The sequence below is a fragment of the Streptomyces sp. NPDC096013 genome, from assembly GCF_044763565.1.
Taxonomy (GTDB): domain Bacteria; phylum Actinomycetota; class Actinomycetes; order Streptomycetales; family Streptomycetaceae; genus Streptomyces.
In genome coordinates this window covers 456,786-478,231 of sequence record NZ_JBIWGK010000002.1, presented here as the reverse complement: position 1 = coordinate 478,231, position 21,446 = coordinate 456,786, and the positions used below count along the sequence as shown (strand labels likewise).

Here is a 21,446-nt window from a genome sequence, read left to right as displayed (position 1 = left end):
GCTGAAGCTTGCATTCCCCAGCGGCCGTCCTGTCATGCCGAGCGGTCTCCCTCGATCATACGGCGCCGGGCCCCCGATCGGGGGGCCTGTGGCGTACTCCATGTGCTGCCGCGCCCCTGATCAGCGGTCCGGCCCAGGAGGCCGCTCACGCCTCTGTGGCACCCCGTGTCTCGCCGAGCACATGAAGCTGCGTGGCCACGGAGTGGAACGCGGGCAGCTCGGCCGCCGCGGCCTCCAGCTTCAGCAGCGCGTCCAGGGCGCCGGGCTCGGTGTCGACCAGCACTCCGGGCACGAGGTCGGCGAAGACCCGCACCCCGTGGACGGCGCCGACGGCGAGGCCCGCGCCCTCGACGAACGCGGCGAGCTGTTCGGCGGTGAAGCGGTGCGGGACGGGATCGGCGTCGCCCCAGCGGCCGTTCGGGTCGTCCAGGGCCTGCCGGGCCTCCGTGAAGTGGCCGGCGAGGGCGCGCGCGAGCACGGCACCGCCGAGTCCTGCGGCGAGCAGGCTGAGGACGCCCTCGGGGCGCAGCGCGGCCACCACCGTGCGGACGCCCTCGGCGGGGTCCTCGACGTACTCCAGGACGCCGTGGCACAGCACCGCGTCGTAGCCGCCGCGCTCGACCACGTCGAAGAGGCCGTGCGCGTCGCCCTGGACGCCCTGCACGCGGTCGGCGACACCGGCCTCGGCGGCGCGGCGCTCCAGCGCGAACAGTGCGTTCGGGCTGGGGTCCACGACGGTGACGCGGTGCCCGAGGCGGGCGACGGGCACCGCGAAGTTGCCGCTGCCGCCTCCGGTGTCGAGGACGTCCAGCGCGTCCCGACCCGTGGCCTTGACCCGGCGGTCGAGGGCGTCCTGAAGGACGTCCCAGACCACGGCGGTACGGAGGGAGGCGCGGGGGCGGCTCGGGTCCGACACGGCAGTTGACTCCTCGGCGCGGCACCGCCTGTGCACGGCGGAGCGAACGGGCTGCCTCCCCGGCCCCGGTGGCTGGCGGAGGGAGGGCTTCAGGCGCCTTCCACCCTATTGCCTCCGGTGCCGTACCTGGTCATGTGTCTCGCGCGGCGAACGCCGCGTGCTCACCCGGCGCGGTCCCCCGGCCGCTCCGGGTCCTGGCGGGGCTGGGGCAGGACCGGCTGGAGGACGAGCATGCGCTCGACCAGGCGCAGGAACATCGCCACGTCGCGTATGAGGTCGTCGGCGTCCCGGCGGGTCGCCGCGCCCTGGATGCCCGCCTCGGCCCGCGCGCGGCGCCGGGCGCCGGAGGCGAACAGGGCGCTCCACTCGGTCAGTTCGGGTGCTATCTCGGGGAGGACTTCCCAGGCGCTGCGGATGCGGGCCCGGCGCCGGGCGGTGGGCTCCGGCTGGGCGCGCGCGGCGAGGACCGCGGCGGCGGTGCGCAGGGCGGCCAGGTGGGCCGTCGCGTACCGCTCGTTCGACGTCTCGAGGACGGCTGCCTCGTCCAGTCCGGCGCGGGCCTGGGCGAGGAGGTCGAGGGCGGCTGGTGGGGCCGTGGCCCGGCGGAGCACGGGGTGCACATCGCTCGCCGGGCCGGTCGGTGAGGGGGCAGGGCCGGAGGCGCGGCGCCGACGGGCGGCGGCTGCGGACGAGTTGGCCATGACGAACCTCCTGTCGTCGTGTGACGGCACGCCCAGTCAGGTAGTGCCGTATGTGACCCATCGTGGGGTATGGCACTGACAATCCGTTCTGACCTGCGCTTTTGCTTCGATCGAAGGTTCGGGTTACTTTTTGAACTGACCAGTCAGTGCAAAAATGCTCGACTCAAGGAGCAGGGGGCGGGGAACCGTGGGCGGGGCCGGTGTCACAGCCGAGGACTTCGGGGTGAGGGGGCCGCGCGGCTGGGCGTTCCGGGGAATCTCCCTGGATGCCGGGCCCGGGTCGCTGATCTCCGTGGAGGGGCCGTCGGGCTCCGGGCGTACGAGTCTGCTGCTCGCGCTCACCGGACGGATGAAGGCGTCCGAAGGGACCGCCACCGTGGGCGAGTCGACGCTGCCGAAGCAGTCGGCGGCGGTACGGCGCGTCAGCGCACTGGCCAATGTCGCCGGGGTCACCGACCTCGAACCGGCGCTGACCGTCGGCGAGCACCTGCGGGAACGGGCGCTGCTGCAACGGCGGTTCGGGGACTCGGTGCGCGGACTGCTGCGTCCCCGGTCCGAGCGGGCCGTCGAGGCGGGGCTGCGGATCGAGCGGGCGCTGACCGCCGCCGGGCTCGACCGCGAGGCGCTGCCCAAGGGCGCCAGGACCGCCGTACGGGATCTGGAACGGCCGCAGGAGCTGCGGCTGTCCATCGCGCTGGCGTTGATCGGGCGGCCCGCGCTGCTCGGTGTGGACGACGTCGATCTCAAGCTCCCGGATGCCGAACGGGACGGGATCTGGGCGCTGTTGAGGTCGATCGCCGACGCCGGGACGACGGTCGTGGCGGTATCCACCGAGGGGACGGAGAAGGCCGATGCACGCGCCACGACTGGCCGCGCTTGAGCTGAAGCGCTTCGGCAGGGGGAGGCTGCCGCGCGCCGCGCTGGTCGCCCTCCTGCTGCTGCCGCTGCTGTACGGCGCCCTGTACCTGTGGTCCTTCTGGGACCCCTACGGCCGCCTGGACCGCATCCCCGTGGCGCTCGTCAACGACGACAAGGGGGCGAGCGCCGACGGGAAGAAGGTCACCGCGGGCGACGACATCACCAAGGGGCTGCGGGACAGCGGGACGTTCGACTGGCACGAGGTGAGTGCGGACACCGCGCGGAAGGGCGTCGAGGACGGCACGTACTACCTGTCGCTGACCATGCCGGCCGACTTCAGCCGGCGCGTCTCCTCCAGTGCGGGCGACGACCCGGAGACGGGCGCGCTCCAGGTGCGGACGAACGACGCCAACAACTACATCGTCGGGCAGATCTCCAGGACGGTGTTCAGCGAGGTGCGGTCGGCCGCGTCCACGAAGGCCTCGCGGACCTTCCTGGACCGGATCTTCGTGTCGTTCTCCGACATCCACGGCCAGACCGTGAAGGCCGCCGACGGCGCCGACAAGCTGAAGGGCGGCATCGGGACGGCCGAGGCGGGCTCCAAGGATCTCGCCGACGGCCTGAAGGACGCCAAGAAGGGCAGCAGCAAGCTCTCCAAGGGCCTCAAGAAGCTCGACACGGGCGCGGGCACCCTGGCGGACGGCTCGGCGCAGGTGGCGGCCGGCACCCAGACCCTCGCGGACACGGTCAACGGGGTCGCCGACAAGGTGGGTCCCTTCCTGAAGGACAACGAGAAGACCATCGGGGACACCGCCCGGCTGGTCGCCGATTCCGCCGGGACGATCCGCGCCAACCTCGACGTCCTGGTGAAGACGGCCCCGGCCGCCGCCAAGGGCGCGCACGCGGCCTCGGACACCCTGGACGAGGTCTACAAGACGCGCTGCGAGAACGTCGTCCTGAAGGATGACGCCTGCCCCGACCTGAAGAAGGCCGCCACGGCCGCCTCCGACGTGGCGAAGGTCGCCGACGACGTCAACGGCCTGGTCGTCGACCAGCACGGCGACCTGAAGAAGCTCGACGCGAACCTGGCCACCCTCCAGACGCAGGCCCAGGCGCTCGCGGACCGCGCCCCGCACCTCTCCGAGGACCTCGACGACGCGGTCGCCAAGGTCAACAAGCTGAACGACGGCGCCGGAAAGGTCGCCTCGGGCGCCAGGACCCTGCACGCCGGGCTCGGCACGGCCCGCACCGGCGCCACCGAGCTGGACACCGGCATCGGCAAGCTGAAGACCGGCGCGGTGGACCTCAGCGGCGGCCTGTACAAGCTCGTCGACGGCTCCGGGAAGCTCGCCGGCGGCCTTCACGACGGCGCCGCGCAGATCCCGGACTACGACAAGCGGGACCGCGACCAGCGCACCGGCGTCATGGCCGACCCGGTCCACCTGGCCTCCCGGGACCTGCACAAGGCGCCCAACTACGGCACCGGGTTCGCCCCGTACTTCATCCCGCTGTCCCTGTGGGTGGGCGCGATGGTGGCCTACATGCTGATCGCGCCGATGAACCGGCGCGCCCTCGCCGCAGGCGCCTCGGCCTGGCGGATCGCCCTCGCGGGCTGGCTGCCCGTGGTCGCGGTCGGGGTGCTCCAGACGGTGGCCCTGATGGCCGTGCTGCACTGGGCGATCGGCCTGGAGATGGTGCGGGCGGCCGGCACGATCGGCTTCCTGTTCCTGGTGACGGCGTGCTTCGCGGCCATCGTGCAGTGGCTGAACGCCCGCTTCGGAGCGGCGGGCCGCATCCTCGTACTGGCCCTGCTGATGCTCCAGTTGACGTCGGCGGGCGGCACCTACCCGGTGCAGACGAGCCCCGGCTTCTTCAACGCGATCCACCCCTTCCTGCCGATGAGCTATGTCGTCGAGGCCCTCCGGAGGCTCATCACGGGCGGTGCCCTGGGACCCGTGTGGCACGCGTGCGTGGTGCTCACCGCGTTCACCGCGGGCGCCCTCGCGCTGACCGCGCTGTCGGCCCGCCGCCGCCAGGTGTGGACGCTGGACCGGCTGCATCCGGAGCTGACCCTGTGAGCGCGCGCAGGACCCCGGCACCCGTGCCCGCGGCGCAGGCCGGGCCTGTGACAATCAGGCCCATGGAAAGCAGCAACGCCCCGTCGGGCGGCAGTACGCGCCGCGAGGCCACCCGGCAGAAGCTCTACGAGGCGGCCGTCACGCTCATCGCCGAACAGGGCTTCTCCGCCACCACGGTGGACGAGATCGCCGAGCGTGCCGGGGTCGCGAAGGGCACCGTCTACTACAACTTCGCGAGCAAGTCCGTCCTCTTCGAGGAGTTGCTGCGGCACGGCGTGGGTCTCCTCACCGCCTCCCTGAGAGAGGCAGCCGAGCAGACGGCACGGGACGGCGGCAGCAAGGTCGACGCCCTGGACGCGATGATCCGCGCGGGCCTCGGCTTCATCGCCCGCTACCCGTCCTTCACCCAGCTCTACGTGGCCGAGCTGTGGCGCACCAACCGCTCCTGGCAGCCCACGCTGATGGTCGTGCGCCAGCAGGTGAACGCGGCCATCGAGGACGTGCTGCACGCGGGCGTGGCGGGCGGTGAGTTCAGCCCCGAGATCGATGTCCGGCTGACGGCCGCGGCGCTGGTCGGCATGGTCCTGGTGGCCGCCCTGGACTGGCAGTCGTTCCAGCCCGAGCGCTCCCTGGACGACGTCCACTCGGCGCTGTCCCGGCTGCTCCAGGGGCGGGTCAGCGGCGGCCACTGACGGCGGCTCACGAAGAGGACATACACAAGGAGCACCGACAGCAGCGCACACAGAAGCGCCGGTCCGCTGTGGCCGCGTCCCCCGCGGGCCACCTCGAACCGGCGCTCCCTTGTGCTTCCCCCGTACGTTCCCCCTGTCGGAACCCCCGTTGGTCGGTCCCAGGGTTCCCCCGTGCCTCGCTTCCGCCGGGAGATCCGGCGGAAGGAGCGGCCAAGGGCGCGGGCCCCGTTCCGCCGCCCCGTGTCGGCGGTTCCGGAGCCGCGCCCCTTTCCGTGCCCCTACTCTCTCGTTCGCGCAGGTCGCACCCCATCCGCGCGCGTACTCATCTCACTCCCTAGGTACGGATACTCAGCCGTACGCACTCAGGCCCAGGACGCCGAGTTGCCGAGTGGCTACTATCGCCTCCGTGTCCGTGCTCCCCCTGGTCTTCACCAGCGGCTGGGCCAGCGGCATCAACGCGTACGCGGTGGTGCTGCTGCTCGGGATCTTCGGAGCGACCGGGGTGACCGACGCGGTCCCCGAGTCGCTGCAACGCCCTGAGGTCCTCGTCACGGCGGGCGTCCTGTTCCTGTGCGAGGCCGTCGCCGACAAGATCCCCTACGTCGACTCCCTCTGGGACTCCGTGCACACGGTGATCCGGCCGGCCGCGGGAGCGTGGGTCGGCGCGGTGCTCGCCGGGCACAGCGGTTCGCTGAACGACGTGGCGGCGGGGCTGATCGGCGGTTCGTCGGCGCTGGCCAGCCATGCGGTCAAGAGCGGGACGCGGATGGCGATCAACACCTCGCCCGAGCCGTTCAGCAACGTGATCATGAGCTTCGCCGAGGATCTCGGGGTCGGCGCGATCGTCTCGTTCGCGATGTTCCATCCCGAGGCGGCGGCGATCATCGCGGCCGTACTGCTGGCGGCCGGGCTCACGGTCCTGTTCTTCCTCGTCTCCCGGATCCGCCGCTTCCTGCGCCGCAGAGCCCAGCGCCGCGAGGAGAAACGCCTCGCCGCACAGGTGGGGCACGCGCCCGGACGACCACCGGACCGAGAGCCCTGGTGACCTCCCGCGGCCGTGACTGTCAGTGGCGGCCGATAAAGTCGCAGGCATGGCACGGATTGCGGTGATCGGCGCCGGCATGGGCGCGATGGCGGCCGCTGCCCGGCTGGCCGTCGCGGGCCACCGGGTGGTGGTGTACGAGCGTACGGAGACGTACGGCGGTGCGGTGCGCCGCTTCGAGCGGGACGGGTTCGGCTTCGACACCGGCCCCGGGCTGCTGCCCGTGCCCGCGGTCTACCGCGACCTGTTCATCAAGACCGGCAAGGAGCCGCTGGAGGACCTGGTCGAGCTGGTCCAGGTCGACCCGTCCTCCCGGCACGTCTTCGCGGACGGTACGGCGGTGTCGCTGCCGAACGCCTCCCGCGCGGGCGTCGTCACGGCCCTGGACGAGGCGCTGGGCGGCGGCGCGGGCCGGCGCTGGGGCGACTTCCTGATCCGGGCCCGCGAGGCCTGGGACCGCACCCGCAGACCCCTCCTGGAGGAACCCCTGTGGCCCAACTGGTCGGTGCTGGCCGGCCAGGAGCCCTACCCCGCGGTCCCGCACAAGAAGCTGCTGCGCACCCGGCGCGCGACCACCCTCGCCGAGATCGGCACCTGGGAGCTGCGCGACGAGCGCCTCGCCGCCCTGCTGGAGAGCCACGCCCTCGCGTACGGCCTCGATCCCCGCACCGCTCCGGCGAGCGCGGCCGTGCTGCCGTACATGGAGCACGCCTTCGGCACCTGGTATGTGCGGGGCGGCATGCGGGAGTTGGCGCGCGCGGTGTACGAGCGGTGTGTGGCGAGACGGGTCGAGTTCGTCTTCGGGGCCGAGGTGACCCGGGTCCTGGAGAAGGACGGGCGCGCGGCCGGAGTCGAGCTCGCCGGGGGCACGGTGGTCGACGCGGACCATGTCGTCGCGGACGTGGACCCGGTGCGGCTGCGGTCCCTGACGGACCGTCCGCTGGACCAGGAAGGTGACGTACAGGCCGACTCGGGCTCGTCCCGGGCGGTGCGCTGCACGCTGCTGCTGGCCCTGCGCGGCCCGCGCGAGGCAGGGGCCGTGCACCGCACGGTCGTCCACGCGCCGGACCGCGAGGCCGAGTTGGACCTGCTGGCCTCCCCCGGTGGCGACGAGCCCGTCTGTCCCACGGTGACGGTGCTGCGCCCCGACGACCCCGCGCTCCGGCCGGACGACGCGCACGAGTCCGTGGTGGTGTCCGCGGTGCTGTCGGGCGATGCGGGCTGGGAGGAGGCGGGGACGGTCCGGCGGTACACGGACTTCCTCCTCGAAGCCGCCGGACGGGCCGTACCCCAGCTCCGGGAGCGCCTGTTGTGGCACGAGGTGCGTACGCCCGAGGACACGGAGGGCGAGACGGGCACCCGCCTCGGCGGAGTGCCCGCGCCGTCGCTCGCCGCCGGGCAGGGCCGTTTCCTGCACCCGGCGAACACCACGCGCGTGCCCGGCCTCTACCGTGTCGGCGGCTGGTCCCATCCCGGCGGGGGGCTGCCGCACGCCGGGATGTCGGGGGCGCTGGTCGCCGGACTGGTCGTGGAGGGGCCGCAGTTCAGAGGCTCGCAGTGAACGACCGTCCCGAGGCGGGCCCCGGCGACCGGGGCCCGGTGGACGACCGACTCTCCGTGAGCGGACCCTGGTAAAGGCCCTCAACAGGCTTCAGAAACGGTACTGCTCGTCGTAGCCGGGGCCCGACTGCGGCTGCTGCTGGGGCTGTTGACCGCCGTCGCCCTGGTAGGGGTACTGCTGGTCGGGGAGTTCGCCGCCGTAGGTCTCGTCGTTGCGCTGCTGCGGGACCCACACCCCGCCGGCCGGGGTCTCGCCGCCGTAGCCGCCGTTGCCGTACTGGTCCTGGGTGTAGCCCTGCTGGGGGTACTGCTGCTGGCCGTCGTAACCCGTGTCGTAGCCGGTGCCGCCGTATGTCTGGGTGCCGATGTACGGGTCGGAGTAGGCCGCGTACTGCTGCTGGCCGGTGGTGTCGTAGCCGTACTGCTGCTGGTCGTAGCCCTGGTACTGGTCGTAGCCGTAGTTCTGGCCGTCGCCCTGGGCCGCTGCGGCGTAGGCCTGGTCCTGGGTCTGGCCCGCGGCGGCGTACGCCTGGTCCGTGCCCGCGAAGTCGGGGTCGGTGGCGTTCGCGTACGCGGCGGTGTTGTACACGCCGTAGGAACCGGTGTCGTCCGGGAGGGGCTGCGGCTCGTAGACCGAGGTGGTCTCGGCGGCCGTGGGATTCAGGGGGCGGTTCGGGGTGAAGACGTCGTCGCGGTCGTACTCGTCGTCCTGGCCGAAGGCCTTGTTCCGGTCGTAGTCCTGGAAGGCGCCCTCGGCCGACTCGGGGCCGGGCGCGTCCGGGTTCGGGTCCAGGTCGTCCGGTTCGCCGCGGCGGCGCTTGAGGCCGCCCACGCTCGGCCGACCGGAGACCGCCCAGCCCGCTTCGAAGCCGCGCCGGAACGAGAGGGTGACGTAGGTCTGGCCGACGGCGAAGGCCACGGCGCCCAGGCCGATGACGACGACGGAGGGAATCAGCACACCCAGGACGACGCCCAGGAAGCCGACGAACGCGAGCAGTCGCCAGCGCAGGCGTGCCTTGTACTGCAGCAGCACCTCACCGAGCAACCACAGTGCGACGATGCCGAACGCGATGTAGAGGACCGTCCAGCCCATGTACGCCCCTCTCCCAGTGGCCGCTACGCAGTGTGTCGTATGTCCGGGCGGCCGGTCTAGGCCTGCGGTGGATGGTGCAGGCCCAGGTTCTCGTAGATTTCCAGCGTCGCCGTGGAGTTGTTGAGGGTGATGAAGTGCAGTCCTGGTACTCCCTCGGCCAGCAGCCGGGCGCAGAACTCCGTGGCGAAGTCGATTCCGATCGAGCGTACAGCCGCCGGATCGTCTTTGGCTGTGAGGATTCGCTCTTTCAGAGCGGCCGGAATGTCGGCGTTGCTGAGCTGTGGCAGGCGCTCCAGCATCCGCACGCTGGTCACCGGCATGACCTCGGGGATGACGGGGGTCGCGCAGCCCGCGGCCTCGACGCGGTCGCGCAACCGCAGGTACGACTCGGGTTCGAAGAACATTTGCGTGATGGCGTAGTCGGCACCGGCCCGGCACTTGTCGACGAAGTGCGCGACGTCCGTGTCCCAGTCCGGGGAGCGCGGGTGCATCTCCGGGAAGGCGGCGACGCCGACGCAGAAATCGCCCGACTCCTTGATGAGCCGCACCAGTTCGGCCGCGTACGTCAGCCCCTGGGGGTGTGCCACCCAGTCGGCCATGGGGTCGCCGGGCGGGTCGCCGCGCACCGCGAGGATGTTGCGGATGCCCGCGTCGGCGTACTGGCCGATGATGTTGCGCAGTTCGGCGACGGAGTGGTTGACCGCGGTGAGGTGGGCGACCGGGGTCAGCGTGGTGTCGGCGACGATCTGCTCGGTCTCCTTGACGGTGCCCGCGCGGGTGGAGCCGCCGGCGCCGTAGGTCACGGAGACGAAGTCGGGGGCGACGGCCTCGACCCGCCGCAGCGCGCTCCACAGGTTCCGCTCGCCCTTGGGGGTTTTCGGCGCGGAGAACTCGAACGAGTACGTCCTTTTGCCGGTCGCGAGCATGTCACGCACGGTACGTGCGCGATCAGTCCTGGTGGATGCGGTTCCGAAGGCCATACCCGCAGGTTAGTCAGGGGGCGGCGGACACCCAACCGGAACAGGGAATTTGCCTGTTTTGTCGCCCTGTTGTCCACCCATCGGACAGCGGGCCTCAAGGCGCGTGCCCTGTCAGGCCTGCCGCAGCCGCTTCGCGAACTCGGCCGCTGCCGCGCCCGGGTCGTCCGCGTCCGTGATGGCCCGTACGACGACGACACGGCGGGCGCCCGCTTCGAGCACCTCGTCGAGGGTGCCGAGGTCGATGCCGCCGATGGCGAACCAGGGGCGGTCGGTGCCCAGCGCGGCCGTGTACCGGACCAGGTCGAGGCCGGGGGCGTGGCGGCCGGGCTTGGTGGGGGTGGGCCAGCACGGGCCCGTGCAGAAGTAGTCCACGCCCTCCTGGACGGCCGCGGCGGCGGCCTCGGACTCGGCGTGCGTGGAGCGGCCGATCAGGACGTCCTCGCCGAGGATCGCGCGGGCCGCGGGCACCGGGAGGTCGCCCTGCCCGAGGTGCAGTACGTCGGCGCCGGCGGCGTGGGCGACGTCCGCGCGGTCGTTTACCGCCAGGAGTCTGCCGTGCCGGGCGCAGGCGTCGGCGAGGACCTGGAGGTACTCCAGCTCCTCGGCGGCCTCCATGCCCTTGTCGCGCAACTGCACGATGTCGACCCCGCCGGCCAGGACCGCGTCCAGGAACTCCGCCAGGTCGCCCTGGCGCCTGCGGGCGTCCGTGCAGAGGTAGAGCCGGGCGTCGGCGAGTTCCGCGCGGGCGGCTGCTGCGGCGGTGTCGGGCATGCGTGTGTCCCCCGTGGTCCGGTGTGTGGTGGTGTCGTGCACGGGCCGCGGTGAGCTTCCCCGCAGCCCGTGCACCTGGCGGTCGTCCGGGTCAGACGGCGAGCGCCTGGGCGCGGCGCTTCACCTCCGTGCCACGATTCTCGCTCAGGGCCTGCGCGGGGGTGCCGGGCAGGCTGGGGTCGGGGGTGAAGAGCCACTCCAGCATCTCTTCGTCGGAGAAGCCGTCGTCCCGCAGGAGCGTCAGGGTCCCCGTGAGGCCCTTGACGACCTTCTTCTCGGCCCCGTCGATGAAGGCGGCGGGGACGTGCAGCGCGCGGTTCTCACCACGGCGTACGGCGATGACTTGGCCGTCCTTGACCAGCTGCCGCACGCGTGTCACCTCGACATCGAGCATCTCTGCGATGTCGGGCAGCGTGAGCCAGGCGGGGACGAGAGCATCGATTTTTGCGTCAATCTCGGTCACGTAAACAGCGTGCCATCCCGGACTGACAGTCGGAAGCCGGGCCGGTCCGACCCGGTGGGACGAACTAGGCGATAGCCGCCTTCATCGGGAGGGAAGCATCCGCCAGCCGCTCCTGGTCCATGGGGGTCGCCGCCTCGATCAGCCGACGGCCCTGGGCCAGGTCACGGGGGCGGCCGACCGCCAGGAGGGCCACCAGACGGTCCCCGCGCAGCCAGCAGACGCTCCACGCCGGGGTGGACGGGTCACCGCGCCACAGGGTGGTGTCGGCGGACGCGTGATGACCGGCGTACTGGACGAAGCGGCCGAACTGCTCGGACCAGAAGTACGGCACCGGGTCGTAGACCGCCGGGGTCTCCCCGACGATGTTCGCGGCGACCGTGCGCGGCCCCTGGAGGGCGTTGTCCCAGTGGTGGACGAGAAGCCGCTCGCCGTACCTCCCCGAAGGGAAGGAGGCGCAGTCGCCGACCGCGTAGACGTCCGCCACCGAGGTGCGCAGGTGGTCGTCGGCCAGGACCTCGCGGTGGGCGCCCAGTGCGATGCCGGAGCCCGTCAGCCAGCCGGTGGCGGGGCGGGCGCCGATGCCGACCACGACGGCGCCCGCGGCCAGCCGGGTGCCGTCGTCCAGGACGACCTCGCCGGGCTCGACGTGCGCCACGCGCGCGTGCGTCCGCAGGGAGGCCCCGGCGGCGGCGTACCAGGCGGCCATCGGCGCGGCCACCTCGGCGGGCAGGGCCCCCGCGAGCGGCCGGTCGGCCGCCTCCACGACGGTCACCGCGCAGCCCGCCTCGCGCGCGGCGGTGGCGAACTCGGCGCCGATCCAGCCCGCGCCGACGACCACGATGTCGTGCTGCCGGGCGAGCACCGGGCGGAGCCGCTCGGCGTCGTCCAGGGTGCGCAGCAGATGCACGCCCGGGATGCCGTCGGCGCCCGGGAGCCGGATCGGTTCGGCACCGGTGGCGAGGACGAGGACGTCGTAGGGCACCGGGCCCTCGGCGGTGTCCAGTTCGTGGTCGGCGGGGCGCAGGCCCACGACCTCGCGCCCCAGCCGCACTTCGAGACCGAGCGCCTCGAAGTCGACGTCGAAGGCGGAGCCCTCCGCCTTGCCGAGCAGGACGGCCTTGGACAGCGGGGGCCGGTCGTACGGCTGATGGGGTTCCGCGCCGATCAGGGTGATGGCGCCGGTGAAGCCCTGCTCCCGGAGGGCGACCGCGGTCTGCACCCCGGCCATGCCCGCGCCGACGACGACCACGCGTCGCTCTGCCACCGTGCCCTGGTCCCGCGTCTGCTCGCTCACTCGATCACCATAGACACCTGACGATTTGTCAGTCAGCGGGCGCGTCAGGTGAGCTGTTCCACAGTGCTGGTCCCGTTTCCCTCCTGGGACTCCCACTCCCAGGTCTCCTCCAGGCGGACGCGGCCGTCCGGCACCTCGGTCACCAGGGAGACGCAGTGCCCGGAGGACGTCGTCCCGTCCGTCTTCAGCTGGACGTACCGGAAGTCGATCCGGTCCCCCGCGCGCGTGCCGACGAGATGCCCCCGTACGACGTCGCCGCCCGCGTACTCGGCCCAGATCTCGCCGTCCTGCTCGTGGTAGGTGAACCGGGTGCGGGTGCCGACCTGACCCGGGGCCTGGTCGGCGACGGGGGCGAGGACGAGACCGTCGAGCGAACGGGCCATGGACAGAGGCTCCCTTACTGACGCACAGGGCACGGGCTAGGGTGGCAGACGTGCCGCGACTCCCGGGGATGTCCCCCGGACCCGCGGCAGAAAAGAGTAGAACGCTCGCGGGAGCCTGGGCGCACTGGGCTGAGAGGGAGGCTGGCGGCCTCCGACCGTACGAACCTGATCCGGGTCATGCCGGCGAAGGGAGGGGCTGGACGCCCATGCCTGCACGCACATCAGACGTCCTCGTCGTCGGGGGCGGGATCATCGGCCTGGTCACGGCCTGGCGCGCGGCCCAACGCGGCTTCGCCACGGCCGTGCTGGACCCGGAGCCGGGCGGCGGGGCCGCCCAGGTGGCCGCCGGGATGCTGGCCGCCGTCACCGAACTCCACTACGGCGAACAGACCCTGCTCGCCCTCAACCTGGCCTCGGCGCACCGCTACCCGGACTTCGCGGCCGAGCTGACCGACCTCACCGGCCTGGACCTCGGCTACCGCCGCTGCGGCACGCTGGCCGTCGCCCTGGACGCCGACGACCGGGCCCATCTGCGTGAACTGCACGCGTTGCAGCAGCAGTCGGGCCTGGACTCCGAGTGGCTGTCCGGGCGCGAGTGCCGGCGCCTCGAACCGATGCTCGCACCGGGCGTGCGCGGGGGGCTCAGGGTCGACGGGGACCACCAGGTCGACCCGCGGCGGCTGGCGGCGGCGCTGGTGGCCGCCTGCGAGCGGGCCGGGGTCGTCTTCCACCGGACCTGGGCCGAGCGGCTCACGGTCGCGCGGGACCGTGCCACGGGGGTCGTCACACGGGAGGACACCCCGCTCACCGCGGACCAGGTCGTGCTCGCGGCCGGCAGCCTCAGCGGGCGGCTGACGGGCGTCCCCGACGACGTCCTGCCACCCGTACGGCCCGTGAAGGGCCAGGTCCTGCGGCTGACCGTGCCGGAGCGCCACGCGCCGTTCCTGAGCCGCACCGTGCGGGCCGTGGTGCGTGGCAGCCACGTCTACCTCGTGCCGCGCGAGAACGGCGAGCTGGTCGTCGGCGCGACCAGCGAGGAACTGGGCTGGGACACCACGGTGACCGCCGGCGGTGTCTACGAACTGCTGCGCGACGCCCATGAGCTGGTCCCCGGGATCACCGAACTGCCGCTCACCGAGACCCGGGCCGGACTGCGCCCCGGGTCCCCCGACAACGCGCCGCTGCTCGGCCCGACCGCGCTGCCGGGACTGCTGCTGGCCACCGGGCACTACCGCAACGGTGTGCTCCTCACGCCGGTCACCGGCGATGCCCTCGCGCATGCCCTGAGCACCGGTGAACTGCCGGACGAGGCACGCCCGTTCACCCCCAAGCGGTTCGCCCGCACGGAACTCGTGGAGCAGCCCGCATGAACATCTCCGTCAACGGCGAGCACCAGGAGATCGCTCCCGGCACGCCCCTGGACGTGCTCGTCCGGTCCCTCACCCCGGCCCCCTCCGGGGTGGCCGCCGCCCTCAACGAAACCGTCGTCCCGCGCGCGGAGTGGCCGTCGACCGCCCTCTCCGAGGGAGACCGCGTCGAGGTCCTCACCGCCGTCCAAGGAGGCTGACCCATGGCCGACGACCCCTTCGTCCTCGGTGGTACGTCCTTCGCGTCCCGGCTGATCATGGGCACCGGGGGTGCGCCCAGCCTCGACGTCCTGGAGCGCGCGCTGGTGGCCTCCGGTACGGAACTCACGACGGTCGCGATGCGGCGCGTCGACGCCTCCGTCCATGGCTCGGTGCTGTCCGTGCTGGAGCGGCTCGGTGTCCGGGTGCTGCCCAACACCGCGGGCTGTTTCACGGCGGGCGAGGCCGTGTTGACGGCGCGGCTGGCCCGGGAGGCTCTCGGGACCTCGCTGATCAAACTCGAAGTGATCGCGGACGAGCGCACGTTGCTGCCCGATCCGATCGAACTCCTCGACGCCGCCGAGACATTGGTCGACGACGGGTTCACGGTGCTGCCGTACACGAACGATGATCCCGTGCTGGCGCGGAAGCTGGAGGATGCCGGGTGTGCGGCGATCATGCCGCTCGGGGCGCCGATCGGGTCGGGGCTCGGGATTCGCAACCCGCACAACTTCCAGTTGATCACCGAGCACGCGCGTGTGCCGGTAATTCTGGACGCGGGGGCGGGCACGGCGTCCGACGCGGCGTTCGCGATGGAGCTGGGATGTGCGGGGGTGATGCTCGCATCGGCGGTGACGCGGGCGCAGGAGCCGGTGCTGATGGCGTCGGCGATGCGGAGCGCGGTGGAGGCGGGGCGGCTGGCGTTCCGGGCGGGGCGTATCCCCCGCCGCCATTTCGCCTCGGCGTCCTCTCCCGCGGAGGGCCTCGCCGCCCTGGACCCCGAGCGGCCCGCTTTCTAGACACCCCGCGCCCCGCCGAGGCCGTCGAAATCGACGGCCTCGGGCAGGTGCGATGCGTCACAGGTCCGCTTCAGTACTGCCCCGAACCGGACGAAAACGCCATGGTGTCGGCGTCGGCTCGTACACTCACCTGCGTGGATACGACCCTTCATGACCCTCTCGTCGGGCAGTTGCTCGACGGCCGGTATCGCGTCGACGCGCGGATCGCCGTCGGCGGGATGGCCACGGTCTACCGGGCCGTGGACACCCGCCTGGACCGGATTCTCGCGCTCAAGGTGATGCACCCGTCGCTCGCGGCCGACGGTCACTTCGTGGACCGTTTCATCCGTGAGGCGAAGTCGGTGGCGCGGCTGGCGCATCCGAACGTGGTGCAGGTCTTCGACCAGGGCGCCGACCGGACGTACGTCTATCTGGCGATGGAGTACGTCGCCGGCTGCACCCTGCGGGACGTGCTGCGCGAGCGCGGGGCGCTCCAGCCGCGGGCCGCCCTGGACATCCTGGAGCCGGTGCTGGCCGCGCTGGGCGCCGCGCACCGGGCCGGGTTCGTGCACCGGGACATGAAGCCGGAGAACGTGCTCATAGGGGACGACGGCCGGGTCAAGGTCGCCGACTTCGGGCTCGTCAGGTCCGTGGACACCGTCACCAGCACCACCGGGTCCGTGCTCGGCACGGTGTCGTATCTCGCGCCGGAGCAGATCGAGGGCACCCAGGCCGACCCCCGGGTCGATGTGTACGCGTGCGGTGTCGTCCTGTACGAGATGCTCACCGGCCGGAAGCCGCACGAGGGGGACTCGGCCGCGATCGTGCTCTACAAGCACCTGCACGAGGACGTCCCGCCGCCCTCGGCCGTCGTGCCGGGCCTGGCGTACGAGCTGGACGAGCTGGTCGCCACCGCCACCGCGCGCACCCCCGACCTGCGGCCGTACGACGCGGTCGCGCTGTTCGGTCTGGTCCGCGAGGCACGGGCGCGGCTGAGCGAGGGGCAGCTGGACGCGGTGCCGCCGCAGGCGCTGGCCTCGGAGCATCCGAACGCGGAGAACCGTACGAGTGTGATCCCCCGCTCGCTGACCGTCCCCACCTTCGGCTCCGCTCGCGCGGGGGGACCCCCGTCGCGTCCGCTGCCGCTCGACGGGGACGGCGGGGCGGGCGATCCGGTCGACCGGACCAGCCGGTTCGAGAGCGGTCCGCCGCTGCCGCCCCGGCGGCGCGACGCGCGGCGGCCCCGGCGCGGGCTGCTGGCGGTCGTCGCCGCGCTGCTGCTGGTCATGGGGGTCGGGGCGGGCGTCTGGTACATCAACTCGGGCCAGTTCACGAAGGTCCCGCCGCTGCTGTCGAAGTCCGAGGCGCAGGCGACGGAGCGGCTCAAGGAGGCCGGTCTCGACGTCGGGAAGGTCGACCACGCGTACAGCGACACCGTGCGGCGCGGCACCGTCGTCAGCACCGACCCGGAGCCCGGCGCCCGCATCCGGGACAACGACTCGGTGGCCCTGACCATCTCGGACGGCCCGGAGACCGTGAAGGTCCCGGACCTGACGGGCCTCCGCCTGGACAAGGCGCAGAGCCGGCTGAAGCGGGACGGGCTCGCGGCCGGAATGGTCACCAGGGAGTTCAGCGACGACGTCCCCAAGGGCTCCGTGATCAGCACGAGCCCGGACGCGGGCACCGAGCGGCACGCAGGTTCCGCGATAGCCCTGACCGTCAGCAAGGGCAGCGCGGTCGACGTGCCGGACGTCACCGGTGAGGACCTGGACAGCGCGAAGGCGGACCTCCAGGAGGCCGGTCTCACGGTGAAGGTGGCGGCCACCCAGGTCACCTCGGAGTACGACGCGGGCCAGGTCGCCCAGCAGACCCCGGCCGGCGACAGCCAGGCCGCCGAGGGCGACACGGTGACGCTGACCTTGTCGAAGGGCCCGGAGATGGTCGAGGTCCCGAGCGTGGTCGGCGCGAGCGTGGACGACGCGACGAAGCTCCTCGAACAGTCGGGCTTCGAGGTCAAGGAGGACCGCGGTCTGCTCGGCCTGTTCGGCGACACCGTGAAGAAGCAGTCCGTGGACGCGGGCCAGCAGGCCCCCAAGGGGTCCACGATCACGATCACCATCCGGTGACGGAGGCGGCACGCACACGTGACACCCTGGTCGGGTGAGCAGCAAGCCCCCCTCCCCCGTCTCCCGCAACCCCGTCGGCGGCCATGTCCCCGTGGCCGGCGGGCTCCACTCCGTGGGCCTGTCCTACGCCCGTGAGCTGGCCGCCGAGACCGTGCAGGTCTTCGTCGCCAACCCGCGCGGCTGGGCCACACCGGCCGGGAACCCGCGCCAGGACGAGGAGTTCCGCGCGGTCTGCGAGGCGGAGTCGATCCCGGCGTACGTGCACGCCCCGTACCTGATCAACTTCGGCTCGCACACCGAGGCCACCGTGGAGAAGTCGGTGGAGTCCCTGCGGCACTCGCTGCGGCGCGGCCGGGAGATCGGCGCGCTCGGTGTCGTCGTGCACACCGGGAGCGCGACGGGCGGGCGGGAGCGGTCGGTGGCGCTGGCCCAGGTGCGGGAGCGTCTGTTGCCCCTGCTGGACGAGCTGACCCACGACGACGACCCGTTCCTGCTGCTGGAGTCGACGGCCGGCCAGGGTTTTTCGCTCTGCTCCCGGACCTGGGACTTCGGTCCGTACTTCGATGCGCTGGACGCCCATCCGAAGCTGGGCGTCTGCCTGGACACGTGCCACATCTTCGCCGCCGGACACGACCTGACCGGCCCGAGCGGCATGCACCAGACCCTCGACCTGCTGGTCGACACGGTCGGCGAGGGCCGGCTGAAGCTGATCCACGCCAACGACTCCAAGGACGTCGTCGGCGCCCACAAGGACCGCCACGAGAACATCGGCTCCGGCCACATCGGCGAGGACCCCTTCCGCGCCCTGATGACCCACCCGGCGACCGAGGGCGTACCGCTGATCATCGAGACGCCCGGGGGCAGGGAAGGGCATGCGGCGGACGTGGAGCGGCTGAAGAAGCTCAGGGACGCGTAGGGCTCACAGTTCGGGTCCCTCGCCGGGGCCCTCCTGGTACGAGTACCGCTGCTCCTTCCACGGGTCGCCCACGTTGTGGTACCCGCGCTCCTCCCAGAACCCGCGCCGGTCCGCCGTCATGTACTCCACGCCCCGGACCCACTTCGGGCCCTTCCAGGCGTACAGGTGGGGGACGACCAGGCGGAGGGGGAAGCCGTGTTCCGCGGTGAGGAGTTCGCCGTCCTTGTGGGTGGCGAAGATGGTGCCGTCGGCGGCGAAGTCCGTGAGCCGGAGGTTGGCGCTGAAGCCGTACTCCGCCCAGACCATGACGTGGGTGACGGAGGGGGCCGGCGGGGCGATGTCGAGGATCGTGCGGGCGGGGATGCCGCCCCATTCGGAGCCCAGCATGCTGAACTTCGTGACGCAGTGCAGGTCGGCCACCACGGAGTCGTAGGGCAGGGCCGTGAACTCGTCGTGGTTCCAGCAGTGCTTCTCACCGTCGGCGGTGGCGCCGAAGACCCTGAACTCCCACCGCTCGGGGCGGAACTTGGGCACCGGGCCGTAGTGGGTGACCGGCCAGCCGCGCTGGAGCCGCTGGCCCGGTGGCAGCTCGGACTGTTCGACCCCTCTCTGACCCATGACTCCATCCTGACAGACCGGGGGCGGTGCACATGACCGGCTCTGGGTGGATTCGGGCAACTCCTACTAAGCATGCACTTACTGGACGGCGTCTTCGCGCCGGTGCAATCATGCGGCGCAACCCGCCAGTTCCCCCCGTTTCCGGAAGGAGCCTCTGCGATGCAGGGCGACCCCGAGGTCCTCGAGTTCCTCAACGAGCAGCTCACCGGTGAGCTGACCGCGATCAACCAGTACTGGCTGCACTACCGCATCCAGGACAACAACGGTTGGACCAAGCTCGCCAAGTACACGCGTGAAGAGTCCATCGACGAGATGAAGCACGCGGACAAGATCACCGAGCGCATCCTGATGCTCGACGGTCTGCCGAACTACCAGCGGCTCTTCCACGTCCGGGTCGGCCAGACGGTCACCGAGATGTTCCAGGCGGACCGGCAGGTGGAGGTCGAGGCGATCGACCGCCTCAAGCGCGGGATCGAGGTGATGCGCACGAAGGGGGACATCACGTCGGCCAACATCTTCGAGGACATCCTCGCGGACGAGGAGCACCACATCGACTACCTGGACACCCAGCTCCAGCTGATCGAGCAGCTCGGCGAGGCGCTGTACATCGCGCAGCAGATCGAGCAGCCCAGCTAGGGTCCGCCCCTAAGCGGCCTCGTCCAGTTCGGCCACGTCGGCGAAGACCGGCGCGCCCTCTTCCGCGAGATCGCGGCGCGGGCAGCTGCCGCGGCCGAGGATCGCCTGGATCCGGCGGACGCACGAACCGCAGTCGGTACCGGCCTTGCAGGCGGAGGCGATCTGGCGGGGCGTGCAGGCACCGCCACCCGCGTGCTGCTGGACCTGCGCCTCGGTCACCTGGAAGCAGCTACAGACGTACACGCGGATTCACCTCCTGCCGGAACTTGATAAGGCCAACCTAACCTTACCCGGCCCGAAGCTGCCACAAAAGTGCCGTGGGGCGGGGATCGTATGTGATCCCCGCCCCACGGCACACTGCTGTAACAGGTGAAACGGCTACTGGTCCCTGTACATCTCGGCGACGAGGAAGGCCAGGTCAAGCGACTGGCTGCGGTTCAGCCGGGGGTCGCAGGCCGTCTCGTAGCGCTGGTGCAGATCGTCGACGAAGATCTCGTCGCCGCCGCCCACGCACTCGGTGACATCGTCGCCCGTGAGCTCGACGTGGATGCCGCCCGGGTGGGTGCCGAGGCCCTTGTGGACCTCGAAGAAGCCCTTCACCTCGTCGAGCACGTCGTCGAAGCGGCGGGTCTTGTGGCCGGAGGCCGCCTCGTAGGTGTTGCCGTGCATCGGGTCGGTGATCCAGGCGACGGTCGCGCCGGACGCGGTGACCTTCTCGACCAGCTCGGGCAGCTTGTCGCGGACCTTGTCCGCGCCCATCCGCACGATGAAGGTGAGCCGGCCGGGCTCGCGGTCCGGGTCGAGGCGCTCGATGTACTGGAGCGCGTCCTCGGCGGTCGTCGTCGGGCCGAGCTTGATGCCGATCGGGTTGCGGATCTGGGAGGCGAACTCGATGTGCGCGCCGTCCAGTTGGCGGGTGCGCTCGCCGATCCACACCATGTGCCCGGAGACGTCGTAGAGCCGGCCGGTGCGGGAGTCGACGCGGGTCAGGGCCGACTCGTAGTCCAGCAGGAGCGCCTCGTGCGAGGAGTAGAACTCGACGGTCTTGAACTCCTCCGGGTCCGTGCCGCACGCCCGCATGAAGTTCAGCGCGCTGTCGATCTCGCGCGCGAGCTGCTCGTAGCGCTGGCCGGACGGGGACGACTTCACGAAGTCCTGGTTCCAGGCGTGCACCTGGCGCAGGTCGGCGTAACCGCCGGTGGTGAAGGCGCGGACCAGGTTGAGCGTGGAGGCGGACGCGTTGTACATCCGCTTCAGGCGCTCGGGGTCCGGGATACGGGACTTCTCGTCGAAGGCGAAGCCGTTGACCGAGTCTCCCCGGTACGTCGGCAGGGTCACGCCGTCACGGGTCTCGGTGCCCTTGGAGCGCGGCTTCGAGTACTGGCCGGCGATCCGGCCGACCTTCACGACCGGCACGGAGGCCGCGTACGTGAGGACGGCGCCCATCTGGAGCAGGGTCTTCAGCTTGTTGCGGATGTGGTCGGCGGACACCGCGTCGAAGGCCTCGGCGCAGTCGCCGCCCTGGAGGAGGAACGCCTCTCCCTTGGCGACGGCCGCCAACCGGGCGCGCAGCTGGTCGCACTCGCCCGCGAAGACGAGCGGCGGATACGACTCGAGGTCCGCGATCACTGCGCGCAGAGCCTCGGTGTCGGGGTACTCGGGCTGCTGCGCCGCGGGCAGGTCTCGCCAGGTGTTGCCAGCGCTGGCGCTGGTCTTAGCGTTCACGGTCACGGCCTCAACATTACGGGGTCGTGTCGAGCTATTTTCGCGCGGCTCGACAGGTGAGACACCCGCTCGCTCAGGTGCGCGTGGGGTAGGGTGCCTCGCATGTTCGCGCACTCGACCCGTAACTGGTGGTGGACCGCTCATCCGGCGGCCCACTGACTGCGCGTACTCCCAGTACTCCGCGAAGGCCGCCCGAGGGGCGGCCTTCGGTGTGTCCGGGGTCCGTTCCTCTCCACGAGAAGGAACCAAG

Annotated in this window: 23 protein-coding genes and 1 riboswitch; of the genes, 12 read left to right on the top strand and 11 right to left on the bottom strand. The window is 71.7% G+C overall.

Annotated features, from left to right (window positions below; all coding sequences use genetic code 11):
• Positions 1-145: 145 nt before the first annotated feature.
• Complete coding sequence (locus ACIRB1_RS09650) at positions 146-916, bottom strand: methyltransferase (RefSeq protein ID WP_403465168.1); 771 nt, start codon at positions 914-916, stop codon at positions 146-148.
• Positions 917-1,077: 161 nt separating this feature from the next.
• Positions 1,078-1,617 (bottom strand): SAV_6107 family HEPN domain-containing protein, encoded by a 540-nt coding sequence (locus tag ACIRB1_RS09645; RefSeq protein ID WP_403465167.1) that lies wholly within the window; start codon positions 1,615-1,617, stop codon positions 1,078-1,080.
• Positions 1,618-1,804: 187 nt separating this feature from the next.
• Between ACIRB1_RS09645 and ACIRB1_RS09640 the strand changes: the two genes are divergently transcribed.
• The 5 genes from ACIRB1_RS09640 to ACIRB1_RS09620 all read left to right on the top strand — a co-directional run bounded on the left by ACIRB1_RS09640 (position 1,805) and on the right by ACIRB1_RS09620 (position 7,848).
• Entirely contained in the window at positions 1,805-2,497 is a 693-nt protein-coding gene (locus tag ACIRB1_RS09640) for an ATP-binding cassette domain-containing protein (RefSeq protein ID WP_352183856.1), read from the top strand.
• Positions 2,469-4,553, top strand: a complete 2,085-nt coding sequence (locus ACIRB1_RS09635) for a YhgE/Pip family protein (protein ID WP_403465166.1) — start codon at positions 2,469-2,471, stop codon at positions 4,551-4,553. The genes ACIRB1_RS09640 and ACIRB1_RS09635 overlap by 29 nt, the downstream gene beginning before the upstream one ends.
• A gap of 62 nt (positions 4,554-4,615) precedes the next feature.
• Complete coding sequence (locus tag ACIRB1_RS09630; RefSeq protein ID WP_403465165.1) at positions 4,616-5,245, top strand: TetR/AcrR family transcriptional regulator; 630 nt, start codon at positions 4,616-4,618, stop codon at positions 5,243-5,245.
• A gap of 406 nt (positions 5,246-5,651) precedes the next feature.
• Positions 5,652-6,290: a DUF4126 domain-containing protein gene (locus tag ACIRB1_RS09625; RefSeq protein ID WP_403465164.1), complete on the top strand. Its 639-nt coding sequence runs from the start codon at positions 5,652-5,654 to the stop codon at positions 6,288-6,290.
• A 46-nt stretch (positions 6,291-6,336) separates the two neighbouring features.
• Complete coding sequence (locus ACIRB1_RS09620; protein WP_403465163.1) at positions 6,337-7,848, top strand: phytoene desaturase family protein; 1,512 nt, start codon at positions 6,337-6,339, stop codon at positions 7,846-7,848.
• Between the two features lie 90 nt (positions 7,849-7,938).
• Here the strand turns inward: ACIRB1_RS09620 and ACIRB1_RS09615 are convergent, their stop codons facing one another.
• From ACIRB1_RS09615 to ACIRB1_RS09590, 6 genes are all read right to left on the bottom strand, one after another.
• Positions 7,939-8,940, bottom strand: a complete 1,002-nt coding sequence (locus ACIRB1_RS09615) for a hypothetical protein (protein WP_352183668.1) — start codon at positions 8,938-8,940, stop codon at positions 7,939-7,941.
• 56 nt (positions 8,941-8,996) lie between these two features.
• Positions 8,997-9,920 (bottom strand): methylenetetrahydrofolate reductase [NAD(P)H], encoded by a 924-nt coding sequence (metF, locus tag ACIRB1_RS09610; protein ID WP_403465162.1) that lies wholly within the window; start codon positions 9,918-9,920, stop codon positions 8,997-8,999.
• Between the two features lie 111 nt (positions 9,921-10,031).
• A complete protein-coding gene (gene thiE, locus ACIRB1_RS09605) occupies positions 10,032-10,691 on the bottom strand; it encodes a thiamine phosphate synthase (RefSeq protein ID WP_403465161.1) in 660 nt (219 codons plus the stop codon).
• 91 nt (positions 10,692-10,782) lie between these two features.
• Positions 10,783-11,154, bottom strand: a complete 372-nt coding sequence (locus ACIRB1_RS09600) for an Rv2175c family DNA-binding protein (RefSeq protein ID WP_352183665.1) — start codon at positions 11,152-11,154, stop codon at positions 10,783-10,785.
• 64 nt (positions 11,155-11,218) lie between these two features.
• Positions 11,219-12,448 carry an NAD(P)/FAD-dependent oxidoreductase gene (locus ACIRB1_RS09595; protein WP_403465160.1) on the bottom strand — a complete coding sequence of 410 codons (1,230 nt, stop codon included), beginning with the start codon at positions 12,446-12,448 and terminating at the stop codon, positions 11,219-11,221.
• A 44-nt stretch (positions 12,449-12,492) separates the two neighbouring features.
• Complete coding sequence (locus ACIRB1_RS09590; RefSeq protein WP_403465159.1) at positions 12,493-12,831, bottom strand: hypothetical protein; 339 nt, start codon at positions 12,829-12,831, stop codon at positions 12,493-12,495.
• A gap of 97 nt (positions 12,832-12,928) precedes the next feature.
• A riboswitch (TPP riboswitch) is annotated at positions 12,929-13,041 on the top strand.
• Here ACIRB1_RS09590 and thiO point away from each other — a divergent pair.
• The 5 genes from thiO (at position 13,038) to ACIRB1_RS09565 (ending at position 18,217) form a co-directional block, all read left to right on the top strand.
• Positions 13,038-14,201 (top strand): glycine oxidase ThiO, encoded by a 1,164-nt coding sequence (gene thiO / locus ACIRB1_RS09585; RefSeq protein WP_403465158.1) that lies wholly within the window; start codon positions 13,038-13,040, stop codon positions 14,199-14,201. (Overlaps the previous riboswitch by 4 nt.)
• Entirely contained in the window at positions 14,198-14,398 is a 201-nt protein-coding gene (gene thiS, locus ACIRB1_RS09580) for a sulfur carrier protein ThiS (RefSeq protein WP_266767819.1), read from the top strand. The genes thiO and thiS overlap by 4 nt, the downstream gene beginning before the upstream one ends.
• A gap of 3 nt (positions 14,399-14,401) precedes the next feature.
• Positions 14,402-15,196, top strand: coding sequence for a thiazole synthase (locus tag ACIRB1_RS09575; RefSeq protein ID WP_403465157.1), 795 nt, complete (start codon positions 14,402-14,404; stop codon positions 15,194-15,196).
• Positions 15,197-15,330: 134 nt separating this feature from the next.
• The gene (pknB, locus tag ACIRB1_RS09570) at positions 15,331-17,301 is read left to right on the top strand and encodes a Stk1 family PASTA domain-containing Ser/Thr kinase (RefSeq protein WP_403465156.1); all 1,971 of its coding nucleotides are present in this window, start codon (positions 15,331-15,333) and stop codon (positions 17,299-17,301) included.
• A 34-nt stretch (positions 17,302-17,335) separates the two neighbouring features.
• Positions 17,336-18,217 (top strand): deoxyribonuclease IV, encoded by an 882-nt coding sequence (locus ACIRB1_RS09565; protein ID WP_352183659.1) that lies wholly within the window; start codon positions 17,336-17,338, stop codon positions 18,215-18,217.
• Between the two features lie 3 nt (positions 18,218-18,220).
• Here ACIRB1_RS09565 and ACIRB1_RS09560 read toward each other — a convergent pair whose 3' ends face one another.
• The gene (locus tag ACIRB1_RS09560; RefSeq protein ID WP_352183658.1) at positions 18,221-18,835 is read right to left on the bottom strand and encodes a sulfite oxidase-like oxidoreductase; all 615 of its coding nucleotides are present in this window, start codon (positions 18,833-18,835) and stop codon (positions 18,221-18,223) included.
• Positions 18,836-18,994: 159 nt separating this feature from the next.
• Here ACIRB1_RS09560 and bfr point away from each other — a divergent pair, with 159 nt between their 5' ends.
• Positions 18,995-19,471: a bacterioferritin gene (gene bfr / locus ACIRB1_RS09555; protein ID WP_352183657.1), complete on the top strand. Its 477-nt coding sequence runs from the start codon at positions 18,995-18,997 to the stop codon at positions 19,469-19,471.
• A 9-nt stretch (positions 19,472-19,480) separates the two neighbouring features.
• Here the strand turns inward: bfr and ACIRB1_RS09550 are convergent, their stop codons facing one another.
• Complete coding sequence (locus tag ACIRB1_RS09550; RefSeq protein WP_403465155.1) at positions 19,481-19,714, bottom strand: bacterioferritin-associated ferredoxin; 234 nt, start codon at positions 19,712-19,714, stop codon at positions 19,481-19,483.
• A gap of 135 nt (positions 19,715-19,849) precedes the next feature.
• The gene (locus ACIRB1_RS09545; protein WP_266767826.1) at positions 19,850-21,202 is read right to left on the bottom strand and encodes a class II 3-deoxy-7-phosphoheptulonate synthase; all 1,353 of its coding nucleotides are present in this window, start codon (positions 21,200-21,202) and stop codon (positions 19,850-19,852) included.
• Positions 21,203-21,298: 96 nt separating this feature from the next.
• On the opposite strand from ACIRB1_RS09545, the gene ACIRB1_RS09540 reads away from it, so the two are divergent.
• A complete protein-coding gene (locus ACIRB1_RS09540; RefSeq protein WP_073735655.1) occupies positions 21,299-21,355 on the top strand; it encodes a trp operon leader peptide in 57 nt (18 codons plus the stop codon).
• Positions 21,356-21,446: the final 91 nt, after the last annotated feature.